Origin of the sequence: Comamonas sp. w2-DMI (assembly GCF_040187735.1) — a bacterium.
Classification (GTDB): domain Bacteria; phylum Pseudomonadota; class Gammaproteobacteria; order Burkholderiales; family Burkholderiaceae_C; genus Comamonas; species Comamonas terrae.
The window spans coordinates 44,093-59,101 of record NZ_JBANEL010000011.1 but is presented as its reverse complement, the minus strand read 5'-3'; the positions used below and the strand labels follow the sequence as shown (position 1 = coordinate 59,101).

Genomic DNA, 15,009 nt, shown 5'->3' with positions numbered 1-15,009 from the left:
CCATTTCCAGCGACGCCCAAAAGCAAAACGGCCCGTCGCTGATGCTACGGGCCGCCAAGTAGGGTGTTTGTACGAGGGTATGTTTGTACGCGCGCGCTACTTTCTCTGCCCGTTGGACATTAGTAGTAGAGCTAGCGACAGGTTTTGCATGCGAACGACTCTAACACAAGTCTTGTCGGTGTCGCCAGATTTTTTTTCTGCGCCCTCAATCGTCGTGCAGGCCGCGCTCGTCGGGCTCGTCCGTGGAGGTGGCCACGATGCTCACCTGTTCGCCCTTGGCACGGCGCCACGCGTAGATGATGTAGCCCGAGATCGAGTAGCCGACGAACACCAGGAACAGCATGGTGGCGGGCTCGACGCTGACCACGGCCATCAGCAGCGCCACGACCACCAGGCTCACGAACGGCATGCTCTTGGCGCCGCCGATGTCCTTGAAGCTGTAGTAGGGGATGTTGGTCACCATGGTCAGGCCCGCGAACAGCGTGATGGCGAACATGATCCAGGACAGGTCCTCGCGGTCGGTCGGATAGCCGCCGAACCAGGAAATCACCTCGCCGAAGATGGGCACGTCGCGGTGCGAGACCATGAGCGCGCTGGTCAGCCAGATGAAGCCGGCCACCAAGGCGGCGGCGGCAGGCGACGGCATGCCCTGGAAATAGCGCTTGTCCACCACGCCGGTGTTCACATTGAAGCGCGCCAGGCGCAGCGCCGCGCAGGCACAATACACAAAGGCCGCGATCCAGCCCCAGCGCCCCAGGGGGCGCAACGCCCATTCGTAGGCGATCAGCGCGGGCGCAGCACCGAAGGACACCATGTCCGACAGCGAATCCATCTGTTCGCCGAAGGCGCTTTGCGTATGCGTCATGCGGGCCACGCGCCCGTCGAGGCTGTCGAGCACCATGGCGCAGAACACGCCCACGGCCGCCAGTTCGAACTTGCCGTTCATGGCCATGACGATGGCATAGAAACCGCCAAAAAGCGCCGCCAGGGTGAACAGATTGGGCAGCACATAAATGCCTTTGCGCAGCTTGCGTGGCATGCCACCCATTTCCCCGGGCTCATTGCTGTTTTGCATTCAACAGACCTCCATTGCTTGCATGACCGGCGCATGCAGCTATTAAAACCATAGTATTTTAAGCAGGCCCGCAAGGACGCCGCCATTGGCACCAGTGTACCCGGGCGCATCGGGCCCATCGGCAGCATGAAAAAAGGCCGCCCATCGGGCGGCCTCTGGCAAGAGAGCAAGGCGGCCGGCAAACGCATCGGCCGCCTGGCAGCTCTGTTTAGTTGCGGCTCTGGTCCACCAGCTTGTTCTTGGCGATCCAGGGCATCATGGCGCGCAGCTGGCCGCCCACCTGCTCGATGGCGTGCTCGGCGTTCTGGCGGCGGCGGGCCGTCATGCTCGGGTAGTTGGTCTTGCCTTCCTGGATGAACATCTTGGCGTATTCGCCGTTCTGAATGCGCTTGAGGGCATTGCGCATGGCCTTGCGCGATTCCTCGTTGATGACCTCGGGGCCCGTCACGTACTCGCCATACTCGGCATTGTTCGAGATGGAGTAGTTCATGTTGGCGATGCCGCCTTCGTACATCAGGTCCACGATGAGCTTGAGCTCGTGCAGGCATTCGAAGTAGGCCATTTCGGGGGCGTAACCGGCTTCGGTCAGGGTTTCGAAGCCCATCTTCACCAGTTCCACGGCGCCGCCGCACAGCACGGCCTGTTCGCCGAACAGGTCGGTCTCGGTCTCTTCCTTGAAGTTGGTCTCGATGATGCCGCCCTTGCCGCCGCCGTTGGCCATGGCATAGGACAGGGCCACGTCACGGGCCTTGCCGGACTTGTCCTGGTACACGGCGATCAGCGAAGGCACGCCGCCGCCCTTGAGGTACTCGGAGCGCACGGTGTGGCCGGGGCCCTTGGGCGCGACCATGATCACGTCCAGATCGGCGCGGGGCACGACCTGGTTGTAGTGCACGTTGAAGCCGTGGGCAAAGGCCAGGGTGGCACCCTGCTTGATGTTGGGCTCGACGTTGTTCTTGTACACCTCGGGGATGTTCTCGTCGGGCAGCAGGATCATGACCACGTCGGCGGCCTTCACGGCATCGTCGACTTCCATCACGGTCAGGCCGGCCTTGCCGACCTTGTCCCAGGAGGAGCCGCCCTTGCGCAGGCCGACCACGACCTTCACGCCGCTGTCGTTCAGGTTCTGGGCGTGAGCGTGGCCCTGGCTGCCGTAGCCGATGATGGCAACGGTCTTGCCCTTGATCAGGCTCAGGTCACAGTCCTTGTCGTAAAAAACTTTCATGTTGGCTCCAGGTCTCTTGTGTCTAGGGGGTTAAAAAAGTACGAAATATCAAACGGTATCAGACGCGCAGAATGCGTTCCCCGCGGCCGATGCCCGAGGCACCGGTGCGCACGGTCTCCAGGATCGCAGTGCGGTCCAGGGCCTGGAGGAAGGCGTCGTTCTTGGACTGGTCGCCGGTCAGTTCGACCGTATAGCTCTTTTCCGTCACGTCGATGATGCGGCCGCGGAAGATGTCCGCCATGCGCTTCATCTCCTCGCGCTCCTTGCCCACGGCACGCACCTTCACCATCATGAGCTCGCGCTCGGTGTAGGAGCCTTCCGTCAGGTCCACCACTTTAACCACTTCAATCAGGCGATTCAGGTGTTTTGTGATTTGCTCGATGACATCGTCAGAACCCGTGGTCTGGATGGTCATGCGCGACAGCGATGCATCCTCGGTGGGCGCCACGGTCAGCGATTCGATGTTGTAGCCGCGGGCGGAAAACAGGCCCACGACGCGAGACAGTGCTCCAGGCTCGTTCTCGAGCAGCACGGCGATGATGTGTTTCATTGGGAGATTCCTCTTTTCGCTGCCCTCCCCTGGTGCCGGTAAGCACCAGGCTTGGCAGACAATAGATTCGTCAGATTAGACGCTACGATGAATGTAGCTGCTTTCGCTGGCTGGTTCTGGGTTTGGGGCCGATTTCATATCCAAAGAAAATGAAGCCGGCCCCGGCGGATCACAGATCGTCCGCGCCCAGCAGCATTTCCGTGATGCCGCGGCCCGCCTGCACCATGGGGAACACGTTCTCGGTCGGGTCGGTCCGGAAATCCAGGAACACCGTCTTGCTCTCTTCGCGGACAATGCGGCGCGCTTCGCGCAGCGCGCCCTCCACGTCGGCAGGCTTTTCGATCAGCATGCCGCGGTGGCCATAGGCCTCGGCCAGCTTCACGAAGTCGGGCAGCGAGTCCATGTAGCTACTGGAATAGCGGCCCGAATACTCGATCTCCTGCCACTGGCGCACCATGCCCAGATAGCGGTTGTTGAGCGCGCAGACCACCACCGGCGTGTTGTACTGGCGACAGGTGGCCAGTTCCTGGATGTTCATCTGGATCGAGCCTTCGCCCGTGATGCAGAAGACTTCCGATTCAGGCTTGGCCAGCTTGATGCCCATGGCATAGGGCAGGCCCACGCCCATGGTGCCCAGGCCGCCGGAGTTGATCCAGCGGCGCGGCTCGTCGAAGCGGTAGTACTGGGCAGCCCACATCTGGTGCTGGCCCACGTCGGATGTGATGTAGGCATCGGCATCCTTGGTCATGTTCCAGAGCGTGTCCACCACGTACTGGGGCTTGATCACCTCGGTATTGGCCTTGTCATAGCTCAGGCAGTCGCGGCTGCGCCAGCCTTCGATGGTCTCCCACCACTGCGCCAGGGCGCCGCCATCGGGCTTCTGGGCGGATTCGCGCAGCATGGCGATCAGCTCCCCCAGCACGTCCTTGACGTCGCCCACGATGGGCACGTCCACCTTGACGCGCTTGGAGATCGAGGACGGATCGATGTCCACATGGATGATCTTGCGCTCCACCGACATGAAATGCTTGGGATTGCCGATCACGCGGTCGTCGAAGCGCGCGCCCACGGCCAGCAGCACGTCGCAGTTCTGCATGGCGTTGTTGGCTTCGATCGTGCCGTGCATGCCCAGCATGCCCAGGAACTTGCGGTCGCTGGCCGGATAGGCGCCCAGGCCCATCAATGTATGGGTGACCGGGTAGCCCAGCATGTCCACCAGGGTGCGCAACTCGTTGCAGGCATTGCCCAGCAGCACGCCGCCACCGGTGTAGATATAGGGGCGCTTGGCGTTGAGCAGCAGCTGCAGCGCCTTGCGGATCTGGCCCGCATGGCCCTTCTTGACCGGGTTGTACGAGCGCATCTCCACTTTTTCGGGATAACCCGTGTAGAGCGCCTTCTTGAAGGACACATCCTTGGGGACGTCCACCACCACGGGACCGGGACGGCCGGTACGGGCAATGTGGAAGGCCTTCTTGATGGTCTCGGCCAGATCGCGCACATCCTTGACCAGGAAGTTGTGCTTGACGATGGGCCGGGTGATGCCGACGGTGTCGCATTCCTGGAAAGCGTCGGTACCGATGTAATTGGTCGATGTCTGGCCCGCGATCACCACCATGGGGATGGAGTCGGTATAGGCGGTTGCGATGCCGGTCACGGCATTGGTCAGTCCGGGGCCGGAAGTCACCAGCGCCACGCCCACCTCGCCCGTGGCGCGCGCAAAGCCGTCGGCCGCATGCACTGCCGCCTGCTCATGGCGGACCAGCACGTGCTGGATGGAATCCTGCTTGTAGAGCGCGTCGTAAATGTACAGAACCGCGCCGCCAGGGTAGCCCCACAGGTGCTTGACACCTTCGGCCTGCAGCGATTTGATGAGGATTTCGGAGCCCATCAGTTCCTGGGCGCCCGTCTGGGAGGATGCTGCGGCCGCGGAGGCCATCTCAGCCTTGGAGATTTCCATGATCAACCTTTGTGAATTTCTCTAACGAAAAACCTTGGGTGCCTCTAGCCTGAAGCCCTTGTGAGGCCGGTGCGAGACTTAAGGCCACATGCCATGGGCGAAATGTTGAACGCCGGACCGTGACCCGTTTGCTTCTTTGAGTTGCTCGACGATTATCGCACTGCAACAAGACCTTTCATTGCAGTACGTTATAAATCATTTGCCGATGCCATAATTGCCCACTTTGCAAGTCCAGCTCCGCCCGTTCTCCTCTTCTGCATAGGGCCCGTCTCTCTTGGCCACCGAACAAGAACTTTCCGATTTCCTCAAAGGCGTAGAAAAGCGCGCATTCAAGCGCAGCGTATTCCACGTCCGCGACGAAGAGGCGGCACTGGACATCGTGCAGGACAGCATGCTCAAGCTGGCCCAGCACTACGGGGACAAGCCTGCGGACGAACTGCCCATGCTTTTCCAGCGCATTCTCTCGAACAGCACGCTGGACTGGTTCCGGCGGCAAAAGACCCAGAAAGCCGTTTTCACCCACATCAGCGACCTGGAGGCCTCGGACGAGGACGGCGAATTCGACTGGCTGGAAACCTACGCCAGCAACAGCAACCAGGAGACCGCGCACAGCGCCGAAGACCTGACAGAACGCAAGCAGGTATTGCAAAGCATAGAAAAAGAGATCCAGGAGCTTCCGGCACGTCAACGGGAGGCATTTCTCATGCGTTACTGGGAAGAGATGGATGTTGCTGAAACCGCTGCTGCCATGGGGTGTTCCGAAGGCAGTGTAAAAACACATTGTTTCCGGGCAATCCAGACACTGAGTAAGGCACTCAAGGCCAAAGGAATCGAATTATGAAATCCGCGCCCTCTTTGCAATGCGAAATGGCCGCTGACCGTATCGCCCGTCAGATCACTGCCCGGTTGAGTGAGGGCGAAGCCTTGCTGCCCTACGAAGTCACCGAACGGTTGCGAGCCGCGCGCGAGCGCGCCATCTCCGAGCGCCGCCGCGAGGTGCGCGTTCTCCATGCCAGGACTCAGGCTGCCTCCTCCGCTTCCATCCAGGGCGGCACCATGGTGCTGGGCGGCCCCGGCGACAGCGGCGACGAAGGCGGCAACTGGCTGCGCGCCCTGATTTCGGCGATTCCGGTCTTTGCCCTGGTTGCCGGCCTGGTGATCTACAACGTCAAGTCGGATGAAACCGTTCTGCACGAAGTGACCGAAGTGGATACGGCCCTGCTGACTGACGACCTGCCGCCGGCAGCCTATGCCGACCCCGGATTCATCCAGTACCTGAAGACCTCGGCGACCGCCACCGAACAGCACTGACCCTCTTGCCTGCAAGCCCCGCGCGCCACCGACCGCCTGAATGCCCACTGAAAAGCGCTCCCTGATCCGCCCCGACAATGCCGCCGCCGTTCTGGCGGCGGCATTGTTGATGACACTGGCCTGGACGGGCTGGTCCGTGGTGCAGCAGGTCAGGCTGGCCCCCAGCACGGTGCCGCCCGCCACTGTCGCATCGTCCAAGACCATGCATGGCGATCCGGCCACCAGGCAACGGGCCACCTCGCTGGCCACGGGCCCGCGCTGGGGCGAGCTCAATGCCACGCAGCGCCGGGTCCTGGAGCCGCTGGAAGAGCGCTGGCCCATGATCGGGGCGGTGCAAAAGCGGCGCTGGATGGCCCTGGCCGAAGGCTATGACAAGCTCAGCGAGAAGGAGCAGGAAAAACTGCGCAGCCGCATGCAGGCCTGGTCCAGCCTCAGCGCCCAGCAGCGCAGCCAGGCGCGGCTCAATTTCGCGCTGACCAACAAGATCGCGACCGACAAGCAGGCCCAGTGGGAGGCCTACCAGGCACTCAGCGACGAGGAAAAGCGCCTGCTCGCGGCCCGCGCGGCACCCAAGGTGACTTCGGCGGCCCCAGCCATCAAGCCGCCACCGGCCAAGCGGCTGGCCCGCATTCCGGCCGCCACGGCGGCGCCCAGCACCGTGCCCAACCCGCCCAAGATTCCGCCGGCGACCATCCACCACCCGCCGCCTCCCGTACCGGCCACGCCGGCCATGGTGGAAACGCATCCGGTTCGGCCGTCCGGCGCCGTTGTGGAGACGGCGCCCGTGGACATCCCGAGCGCCACGCCCATGGCGCTGCCGCCACTGGACAGTGGCAGCAGCCGCCTGCATCCTTCGGGAGACGGCAGCGGCACCCCCTAAAATGCAGGGATGAGCTCCAACGCATCCGTCGGCAATCCCGGCCTTCCTTCCTCTGCCAGCCCGATGGCAGCGGTGCCCGGCCTGCGTCGCCGCATGGCCTGCTGGCTCTACGAAGGCATGCTGCTGTTCGGCGTGGTCTTCATTGCGGGATATCTGTTCAGCACGCTGTCCCAGACCCGCAATGCGCTGGATAACCGCCATGTGCTGCAGGCCTTCATGTTCGTGGTGCTCGGCATTTACTTCGTCTGGTTCTGGAGCAAGGGCCAGACCCTGGCCATGAAGACCTGGCATATCCGTGTCGTCGACCGCCAGGGCCGGCCGCTCACGCAGCCGCGCGCCCTGCTGCGCTATCTGCTGAGCTGGATGTGGTTTCTGCCGCCGCTGGTCGTGCTGGCTCCGCTGGGGCTGCCCGTGCTCGAAGCCATGGTGCTGCTGGCGGGCTGGATCCTGGTCTGGGCCCTGCTCAGCCGCTTCCATCCGCGCCGGCAGTTCTGGCATGACGCCTGGGCCGGCACCCAACTCATCCATCAGCCACCCGCGCCCAAGCGCGTTCGCTGAGTCGTTTTTTACCCAGGGCCTGCAGCCTCCTCATGAATCTTCCTCTTCCGGACCCCGTGAACCCGCAAAAGTCCCGCAAGGGCCTGTCGCGCGTCTTCCATGCCGGCGCCTATTCGATTGCCGGGCTGCGCGCCGCATGGTTCGAAAAGGCGTTCCAGCAGGAGGCCATTTGCGCGCTGTTCATGCTGCCGGCGGCCTTCTGGGTCGGCCGCAGCTGGGAGCAGACCGCGCTGCTGTGCGCCACGGTCATGCTGGTGCTGATCGTCGAGCTGCTCAATACGGGCATCGAGGCCGCCATCGACCGCATCGGCCCCGAATGGCATGAGCTGTCCAAGAAGGCCAAGGACATGGGCAGCGCCGCCGTCCTGCTGTCCCTGCTGCTGTGTGGCGGCGTCTGGGCCGCAGCCCTCTACCATCGTTTCATCGCATGACAAATCCTGCTTTTTCCGTCTGTGTCTATTGCGGCTCGCGCCCGGGCACCAATCCCCGGTTCACCGAAGCGGCCAAGTCCGTGGGCCAATGGATAGGCCAGCATGGCGGCCAGCTCGTCTATGGCGGTGGCCGCAGCGGCCTGATGGGCGTGGTGGCCGAGGCCACGCGCCTGGCCGGCGGCCGCGTGGTCGGCATCATTCCCCAGGCGCTGGTGGACAAGGAGCTGGCCAACCAGGCCTGCGACGAGCTGCATATCGTGCAGAACATGCACGAGCGCAAGGCCATGATGGCCGAGCGCAGCGACACCTTCGTCGCCCTGCCCGGCGGCATCGGCACGTTCGAAGAACTGTTCGAAGTCTGGACCTGGCGCCAGCTGGGCTACCACGACAAGCCTATCGGCCTCATCAATGTGGACGGCTACTACGACACCATGCTGCAGTTCCTGCAGTCCTGCGTGGGCAACGGCCTCATGAGCGAGTGGCAGATGGGCCTGATCGAAAGCGGCGCCGAGATCGACGCCCTGCTGCAGCAACTGGTGCAGTCCTCGGGCACCCGGCTCGAGACGCCTTCGCTGCGTTCGGTGATCTGAGCCTTGCGGCCCTGCGGGCAGCCGGATCAAAAAAGCCAGACACGGGGTCTGGCTTTTTTGTGGCTGCGCGGCATGGCTCAGATGGCCGTGTCGTCGAGTTCGCCGGTGCGGATGCGCACCACGCGCTCGACCGGGGTGACGAAGATCTTGCCGTCGCCGATCTTGCCGGTGCGCGCCACGTTGACGATGGCGTCCACGCAGCGGTCCACGTCTTCCGTGCGGACCACGACTTCGACCTTCACCTTGGGCAGAAAGTCCACCACATATTCGGCGCCGCGGTACAGCTCGGTGTGGCCCTTCTGGCGTCCGAAGCCCTTGACCTCCGTCACCGTCAGGCCGTTCACCCCGCACTCGGCCAGAGCTTCTCGCACTTCCTCGAGCTTGAACGGCTTGATAACGGCAGTAATCATCTTCATGGGGCAGACTCCTTGACAAATTGAATTCGAAAGCACGGGCGCATCGTCGTCAGGCGCGGAACTTGTTGGTGATGGGGTAACGCCAGTCCTTGCCGAAACTGCGCACCGTCACGCGCGGGCCGACCGGGGCCTGGCGGCGCTTGTACTCGTTGATCTGGATCAGGCGCGTGACGCGCTCCACGTCGGCCGCGGCAAAACCGCGGTCCACGATGGCGCTGATGCTTTCGTCATTTTCCATATAAAGAGAAACAATGGCGTCCAGCACCTCATAAGGGGGAAGGCTATCCTGGTCTTTCTGGTCCGGGCGCAGCTCGGCGCTGGGCGGGCGCGTGATGATGCGCTCGGGGATCGGGTCCAGGCCCGTGCCGAACGGGTCGTTGGCATTGCGCCAGCGTGCCAGCGCGAAAACCTCGGTCTTGAGCACGTCCTTGATCACCGCAAAGCCGCCCGCCATGTCGCCGTACAGCGTGCAGTACCCGGTGGACATCTCGCTCTTGTTGCCCGTGGTCAGCACCACGGAGCCGAACTTGTTGCTCATGGCCATGAGCAGCGTGCCGCGGATGCGGGCCTGCAGATTCTCTTCGGTCGTGTCCTCGGCCCGGCCCGCAAAAGTGCCGGCCAGCGCAGCCTTGAAGGCCTCGAACTGCGGGCCGATGGCGATTTCCTCGTGCTGCACGCCCACGCGCTCGGACATCTCGCGTGCATCCAGCCAGCTGATGTCGGCCGTGTAGGGCGAGGGCATCATCACCGTGCGCACCTTGTCCGCACCCAGCGCATCCACGGCAATCGACAGCACCAGCGCAGAATCCATGCCGCCCGACAGGCCGATCAGCGCGCCCGGAAAGCGGTTCTTGCCCACATAGTCGCGCACGGCCAGCACCAGGGCCGACCATAGCGCATGGTGGTGCCCCGGCAGCGGCTGCACCTCGCCCATCAGGCGCACGCGGCCTTCGGCCAGGTGGGCCACGATGGTCGGCAGGGCTTCCTCGAAGGCCGGTGCGCGTGCGGCGATCTGGCCGCTGGACTCCACGGCAAACGAGCAGCCGTCGAACACGACTTCGTCCTGGCCGCCCACCAGATGGGCATAGACCAGGGGCACGCCGCACTCGCGGGCACGCTCGGCCAGCACCTGTTCGCGCTCGGCCTGCTTGCCGCTGTGAAACGGCGAGGCATTGATCACCGCCAGCAGCTGGGCGCCGGCGGCCACCGCCGCCCGGGCGGGTGCGGGATGCCAGGCATCCTCGCAGATCAGCAGGCCCACCTGGATGCCGGCCACATCCACCACGCAGGGCTCGGAGCCCGCGGCAAAGTAGCGCTGTTCGTCGAACACGCCGTAGTTGGGCAGCAGCTGCTTGGCGTAGCGGGCCCTGACGCTGCCATCCTGCAGCACGCTGGCCACGTTGTAGAGCGCGCCGCTGGCTTCGTCGCGCTGCGGATGGCCCAGCACGATGGCCAGACCCGGCCACCGTGCGCTCGCCTCGGTCAGTGCCGTCACTTGCTGCTCGCAGGCCGCGATGAAGGCCGGGCGCAGGTACAGGTCCTCTGCCGCATAGCCGCACAGCGACAATTCCGGGGTGAGCAGCAGGCGTGCGCCGCTGGCATGGGCGTGCTCGGCGGCAGCAATGATTTTCTGGGCATTGCCCGACAGATCGCCCACAACGAAATTGCGTTGGGCGCAGCAGATGGAAAGCGTCATGGAAAGCAAGCAAGGCAGTATGGCCTTGGCCCCAAGAGCGTGTTGACGTTCTCCCTGCGGCCTGCAGCATGCTCTGGCCGCCACGACAATCAGGACATGGCCGAAAACACGATTATCACTCGCATGTTCGATAGCGTGCAGCAGCTGCCCGCCGAGACCTGGAACGAGCTGCTGTCACGGCAAAGCGAGCCCACGCCTTTCATGCGCCATGAATACCTGGCCGCGCTGGAAAGCAGCGGCAGCGCCACCGGGCGCACCGGCTGGATCGGCCGCGTCGCCACGCTGTGGCAGGCTTCAGGCAAAGAAGAGGTCCTGCTCGCGGCCTGCGTACTCTATGCCAAGGCCCATTCCTATGGCGAATATGTGTTCGACTGGGCCTGGGCCCGCGCTTACGAGCAGCACGGCCTGCCCTATTACCCCAAGGGCGTGCTGGCCGTTCCGTTCACGCCCGTGCCCGGCCCGCGCCTTCTGGTGCGCGCGCCGCAATGGCGGCTGCCGCTGGTGCAGGCCGTGCGCGCCTTTGCCGAGCAAGCGCAGCTGTCGTCGCTGCACCTGCTGTTCGGCCAGAACGCGGATCTGCAGGCCTGCGAGCAGGACGGCTGGATGACGCGCAGCACGGTGCAGTTCCACTGGAGGAACGAGGCCCCACGCCTCGGTACTGGCGTGTCTTCCCTGGCCACCGAAGTTGCACGTTTCGCCTTGGGGCGGCCCGGCGGCGAAGACTCCGCCCCCACGCTCGGCGCTGGCGCGTCCTCGCTGCCCCCCGAGGGGGCGCGTTTCGCCTTGGGGCGGCCCGGCGGCGAAACCAGGCCTTTCAAGGATTTCGACGACTTTCTGGCCTCGCTGAACCAGGAAAAACGCAAGAAGATCCGCCAGGAACGGCGCAAGGTCGCCGAAGCCGGCGTGCGCTTTGAGGTGCGGCAAGGCCGCCAGATCACGGCCGAGGACTGGGCCTTCTTCTACCGTTGCTACGAGCGCACCTATCTGGAGCACGGCAACCCGCCCTATCTGACGCCCGGCTTTTTCGAAGCCATGGCACAGCACATGCCCAACCACTGGGTTCTGTTCATCGCGGAACGCCAGGGACGGCGCATCGCTAGCAGCTTGATAGCTGTCAGCGCACCACCATCTTCAATTTCAGAATCGAACTATTCAGGAAACAAGGAGGGATGGGCGCATGAAGCTCCTGTATCCATAGCGCACGGTGCGATAGCCTATGGCCGCTACTGGGGAGCCCTGGAGCGTGTGGACTGCCTGCATTTCGAGGCCTGCTACTACCAGCCCATCGCATGGTGCATCGCGCACGGCTTTGCGCGTTTCGAAGGCGGCGCCCAGGGCGAGCACAAGATGGCGCGCGCCCTGCTGCCGGTGGTCACGCCCAGCGCGCACTGGATTGCGCATCCGGCCTTTGCCGAGGCCATCGGCCGCTTTCTCGACCGCGAGGGCGAAGGCATGGCGGGCTATGTCGAAGAACTGCAAGCGCACAGCCCGCTGCGCAAGGCTTAGCTGCGCGAGGTCAGCTGCCGTACCTGCTGCTCCAGCTGACCCACGTAGGCCGCCGTGCTGTTGTCGGATTCCTGGGCGCGGCTGGCGAGGTGGGCCTCCAGCGCATCGATGCGGGCCAGCAGGTCCTGCCGGTTCTGCGCATGCAGGGTCTCCAGCACGCCGCGCAGCTCGGTGAAGCGCGAAGCCTCGGCCTTGTCGGCCAGGTCGCGCTGCGCCTGCATCTCCTTGGCATGGCGACGCGCCTCCATCAGCACCGAGCCCTGCATCCACAGCACATAGGCCAGGAAGAAAACGGCCATCAGGCAGGTCAGCGCCAGCATGAGCACGCCCAGGGGCGCCTGGATCTCGGCCACGCCCAGCGAGACGGTGGACGGCGTGGCCAGCGTGTTCCAGTTCAGCGCCGCCAGCAATGCGATCAGGGCCACGATGATGAGCAGGGAGAAAGTGCGCAGATTCATAGTTGTTCCTCGAAGCCGGCCATTGTCGGCCTGCGCCCTGTTGTACCCGAAGTTGCGCAGGCGCTGCGTCAGCCCGGTTCAGCAATGAACGCGGCCCGGCATCGCCCGCCGGTCGCGCAGCCGCGCCTGCGGAGCAAGAAAAAAGCCGCTGCAGGCAGCGGCTTCAGGAAAGCGCGTGGCGTCTGCCGCGCAGGAGATGCACGCGTCAGTGCGTGTCGGCCAGCTGCTCCAGGATGGCCGGGTTTTCCAGCGTGCTGGTGTCCTGGGTGATGGCCTCGCCCTTGGCCAGCGAGCGCAGCAGGCGGCGCATGATCTTGCCGCTGCGGGTCTTGGGCAGGTTCTCGCCGAAACGGATGTCCTTGGGCTTGGCGATGGGACCGATTTCCTTGGCCACCCAGTCGCGCAGCTCCTTGGCGATCTGCTTGGCCTCCTCGCCGTGCGGGCGGCCGCGCTTGAGCACCACGAAGGCGCAGATGGCCTCGCCGGTCAGGTCGTCGGGGCGACCTACCACTGCGGCCTCGGCCACGAGGTCGGTCTTGGCCACCAGGGCCGATTCGATCTCCATGGTGCCCATGCGGTGGCCCGAGACGTTGAGCACGTCGTCGATGCGGCCCGTGATGCGGAAGTAGCCGCGGTCGGCACTGCGCACGGCACCGTCGCCGGCCAGGTAGTAGCCCTTGAGTTCCTCGGGGAAGTAGCTCTTCTTGAAACGCTCGGGGTCGCCCCAGATGGTGCGGATCATGCTGGGCCAGGGCTTCTTGACCACCAGGATGCCGCCCGCGCCGTCGGGCATATCGTTGCCCGCCTCGTCGACGATGGCCGCGGCAATGCCCGGCAGCGGCAGCGTGCACGAGCCCGGCACCAGTGGCGTGGCCCCCGGCAGCGGCGTGATCATGTGCCCGCCGTTCTCGGTCTGCCAGAAGGTGTCCACGATGGGGCAGCGTTCGCCGCCCACATGCTTGTGGTACCACATCCAGGCCTCGGGATTGATGGGCTCGCCCACGCTGCCCAGCAGGCGCAGGCTGGACAGGTTCCAGTTCTTCGGGTGCACCTTCTCGTCGGAATCGGCAGCCTTGATCAGCGAGCGGATGGCCGTGGGCGCGGTATAGAAGATGGTGCAGCCATGGCGCTCGATCATCTGCCAGAAGCGGCCGGCGTTGGGATAGGTGGGCACGCCTTCGAACACGATCTGCGTGGCGCCGGCTGCCAGGGGGCCATAGGCCACATAGGTATGGCCGGTGATCCAGCCGATGTCGGCCGTGCACCAGAACACGTCGCTGTCCTTCAGGTCGAAGGTCCAGTTCACGGTCTGGCGCGCCCACAGCATGTAGCCGCCCGTGGCGTGCTGCACGCCCTTGGGCTTGCCCGTGGAGCCGCTGGTGTAGAGGATGAACAGCGGGTGCTCGGCCTCGACGGCCACCGGCGCGCACTCCGTGCTCTGGCCCTGCAGCACCTCGCCGAAGGTCTTGTCGCGGCCGGCCGCCATGGCGCAGGCCGTGGGGGTGCGCTCGTACACGAACACATGGCGCACGCCTTCGCAGCCGCCCAGCGCCAGGGCCTCGTCCACGATGGCCTTGAGTGGCAGCTCCTTGCCGCCGCGCATCTGGTAGTTGGCCGTGACCACCACCGAGGCGCCCACGTCGACGATGCGCTCCTGCACGGCCTTGGCCGAGAAGCCCCCGAAGACCACGCTGTGCGTGGCGCCGATGCGCGCGCAGGCCTGCATGGCGACCACGCCCTCGATGGTCATGGGCATGTAGATCAGCACGCGGTCGCCCTTTTGCACGCCATGGGCCTTGAGCGCATTCGCGAACTGCGAGACACGTTCCAGCAGCTCGCGGTACGTGACCTTGGTGACCTGGCCGTCATCGGCTTCGAAGATGATGGCGGTCTTGTGCTCCACGGGCGTGCCGATATGGCGGTCCAGGCAGTTGGCGCTGGCATTGAGCTCGCCATCTGCAAACCAGCGGAAGAACGGAGCGTTGCTGTCGTCCAGCACCTGGGTGAAGGGCTTGGTCCAGACCACGTTCTCGCGGGCCAGGCGGGCCCAGTAGCCTTGGTAGTCCTTTTCGGCCTCGGTACACAGCGCCTGGTACTGATCCATGCCGGATACGGCGGCCTTGGCGCTGAAGCCGGCGGGCGGCGGGAAAACACGGTTTTCCACCAGAACCGATTCGATGGGGGATGTCGCGGTGCTCATCTTTGTCGTCTCCTAAAGCGAAGCAATGAAATTATTGTGGGCATACTGTCAAGGGTCGGTCTTACACCCCACTGACTGAAATCACATTCGGCATTGTCGCCCTGATGCGGGGCAGCGGCGTCCGTGGGCGGCCTTCGTGCCAGCAGGTGCTAGCAG

Annotated in this window: 15 protein-coding genes; 7 read left to right on the top strand and 8 right to left on the bottom strand. The window is 64.3% G+C overall.

The features are described 5' to 3' along the window. Window positions 1-205 precede the first annotated feature (205 nt). The 4 genes from pssA to V8Z74_RS13255 form a co-directional block, all read right to left on the bottom strand. Window positions 206-1,075 (bottom strand): CDP-diacylglycerol--serine O-phosphatidyltransferase, encoded by an 870-nt coding sequence (pssA, locus tag V8Z74_RS13270; RefSeq protein ID WP_066481851.1) that lies wholly within the window; start codon window positions 1,073-1,075, stop codon window positions 206-208. A 208-nt stretch (window positions 1,076-1,283) separates the two neighbouring features. Next, entirely contained in the window at window positions 1,284-2,300 is a 1,017-nt protein-coding gene (ilvC, locus tag V8Z74_RS13265) for a ketol-acid reductoisomerase (RefSeq protein ID WP_349709586.1), read from the bottom strand. A 58-nt stretch (window positions 2,301-2,358) separates the two neighbouring features. Next, window positions 2,359-2,850 carry an acetolactate synthase small subunit gene (gene ilvN, locus V8Z74_RS13260; protein ID WP_066481855.1) on the bottom strand — a complete coding sequence of 164 codons (492 nt, stop codon included), beginning with the start codon at window positions 2,848-2,850 and terminating at the stop codon, window positions 2,359-2,361. A gap of 169 nt (window positions 2,851-3,019) precedes the next feature. After that, window positions 3,020-4,807, bottom strand: coding sequence for an acetolactate synthase 3 catalytic subunit (locus V8Z74_RS13255; protein ID WP_349709585.1), 1,788 nt, complete (start codon window positions 4,805-4,807; stop codon window positions 3,020-3,022). Window positions 4,808-5,081: 274 nt separating this feature from the next. Here V8Z74_RS13255 and V8Z74_RS13250 point away from each other — a divergent pair, with 274 nt between their 5' ends. The 6 genes from V8Z74_RS13250 (at window position 5,082) to V8Z74_RS13225 (ending at window position 8,577) form a co-directional block, all read left to right on the top strand. After that, window positions 5,082-5,648 (top strand): RNA polymerase sigma factor, encoded by a 567-nt coding sequence (locus V8Z74_RS13250; protein WP_066481875.1) that lies wholly within the window; start codon window positions 5,082-5,084, stop codon window positions 5,646-5,648. Next, window positions 5,645-6,118 (top strand): DUF3619 family protein, encoded by a 474-nt coding sequence (locus V8Z74_RS13245; protein WP_066481878.1) that lies wholly within the window; start codon window positions 5,645-5,647, stop codon window positions 6,116-6,118. The genes V8Z74_RS13250 and V8Z74_RS13245 overlap by 4 nt, the downstream gene beginning before the upstream one ends. Before the next feature lie 40 nt (window positions 6,119-6,158). After that, window positions 6,159-6,998 carry a DUF3106 domain-containing protein gene (locus V8Z74_RS13240; RefSeq protein ID WP_349709584.1) on the top strand — a complete coding sequence of 280 codons (840 nt, stop codon included), beginning with the start codon at window positions 6,159-6,161 and terminating at the stop codon, window positions 6,996-6,998. Between the two features lie 63 nt (window positions 6,999-7,061). Next, complete coding sequence (locus V8Z74_RS13235) at window positions 7,062-7,556, top strand: RDD family protein (RefSeq protein ID WP_245633436.1); 495 nt, start codon at window positions 7,062-7,064, stop codon at window positions 7,554-7,556. 32 nt (window positions 7,557-7,588) lie between these two features. Then, a complete protein-coding gene (locus tag V8Z74_RS13230) occupies window positions 7,589-7,987 on the top strand; it encodes a diacylglycerol kinase (RefSeq protein ID WP_349709583.1) in 399 nt (132 codons plus the stop codon). Next, complete coding sequence (locus V8Z74_RS13225; protein WP_066481896.1) at window positions 7,984-8,577, top strand: LOG family protein; 594 nt, start codon at window positions 7,984-7,986, stop codon at window positions 8,575-8,577. Before V8Z74_RS13230 ends, V8Z74_RS13225 begins: the two co-directional genes overlap by 4 nt. Before the next feature lie 77 nt (window positions 8,578-8,654). Here the strand turns inward: V8Z74_RS13225 and V8Z74_RS13220 are convergent, their stop codons facing one another. Next, complete coding sequence (locus V8Z74_RS13220) at window positions 8,655-8,993, bottom strand: P-II family nitrogen regulator (protein WP_066481915.1); 339 nt, start codon at window positions 8,991-8,993, stop codon at window positions 8,655-8,657. Window positions 8,994-9,042: 49 nt separating this feature from the next. Next, window positions 9,043-10,689, bottom strand: a complete 1,647-nt coding sequence (locus tag V8Z74_RS13215) for an NAD+ synthase (protein ID WP_066481922.1) — start codon at window positions 10,687-10,689, stop codon at window positions 9,043-9,045. A gap of 96 nt (window positions 10,690-10,785) precedes the next feature. Here V8Z74_RS13215 and V8Z74_RS13210 point away from each other — a divergent pair, with 96 nt between their 5' ends. Beyond that, complete coding sequence (locus V8Z74_RS13210) at window positions 10,786-12,195, top strand: GNAT family N-acetyltransferase (RefSeq protein ID WP_349709582.1); 1,410 nt, start codon at window positions 10,786-10,788, stop codon at window positions 12,193-12,195. Here the strand turns inward: V8Z74_RS13210 and V8Z74_RS13205 are convergent. Together V8Z74_RS13205 and acs are read right to left on the bottom strand one after the other, a co-directional pair. Further along, a complete protein-coding gene (locus tag V8Z74_RS13205; protein WP_349709581.1) occupies window positions 12,192-12,653 on the bottom strand; it encodes a LapA family protein in 462 nt (153 codons plus the stop codon). The genes V8Z74_RS13210 and V8Z74_RS13205 overlap by 4 nt on opposite strands. Window positions 12,654-12,858: 205 nt before the next feature. Next, window positions 12,859-14,853, bottom strand: a complete 1,995-nt coding sequence (acs, locus tag V8Z74_RS13200) for an acetate--CoA ligase (RefSeq protein ID WP_349709580.1) — start codon at window positions 14,851-14,853, stop codon at window positions 12,859-12,861. Window positions 14,854-15,009: the final 156 nt, after the last annotated feature.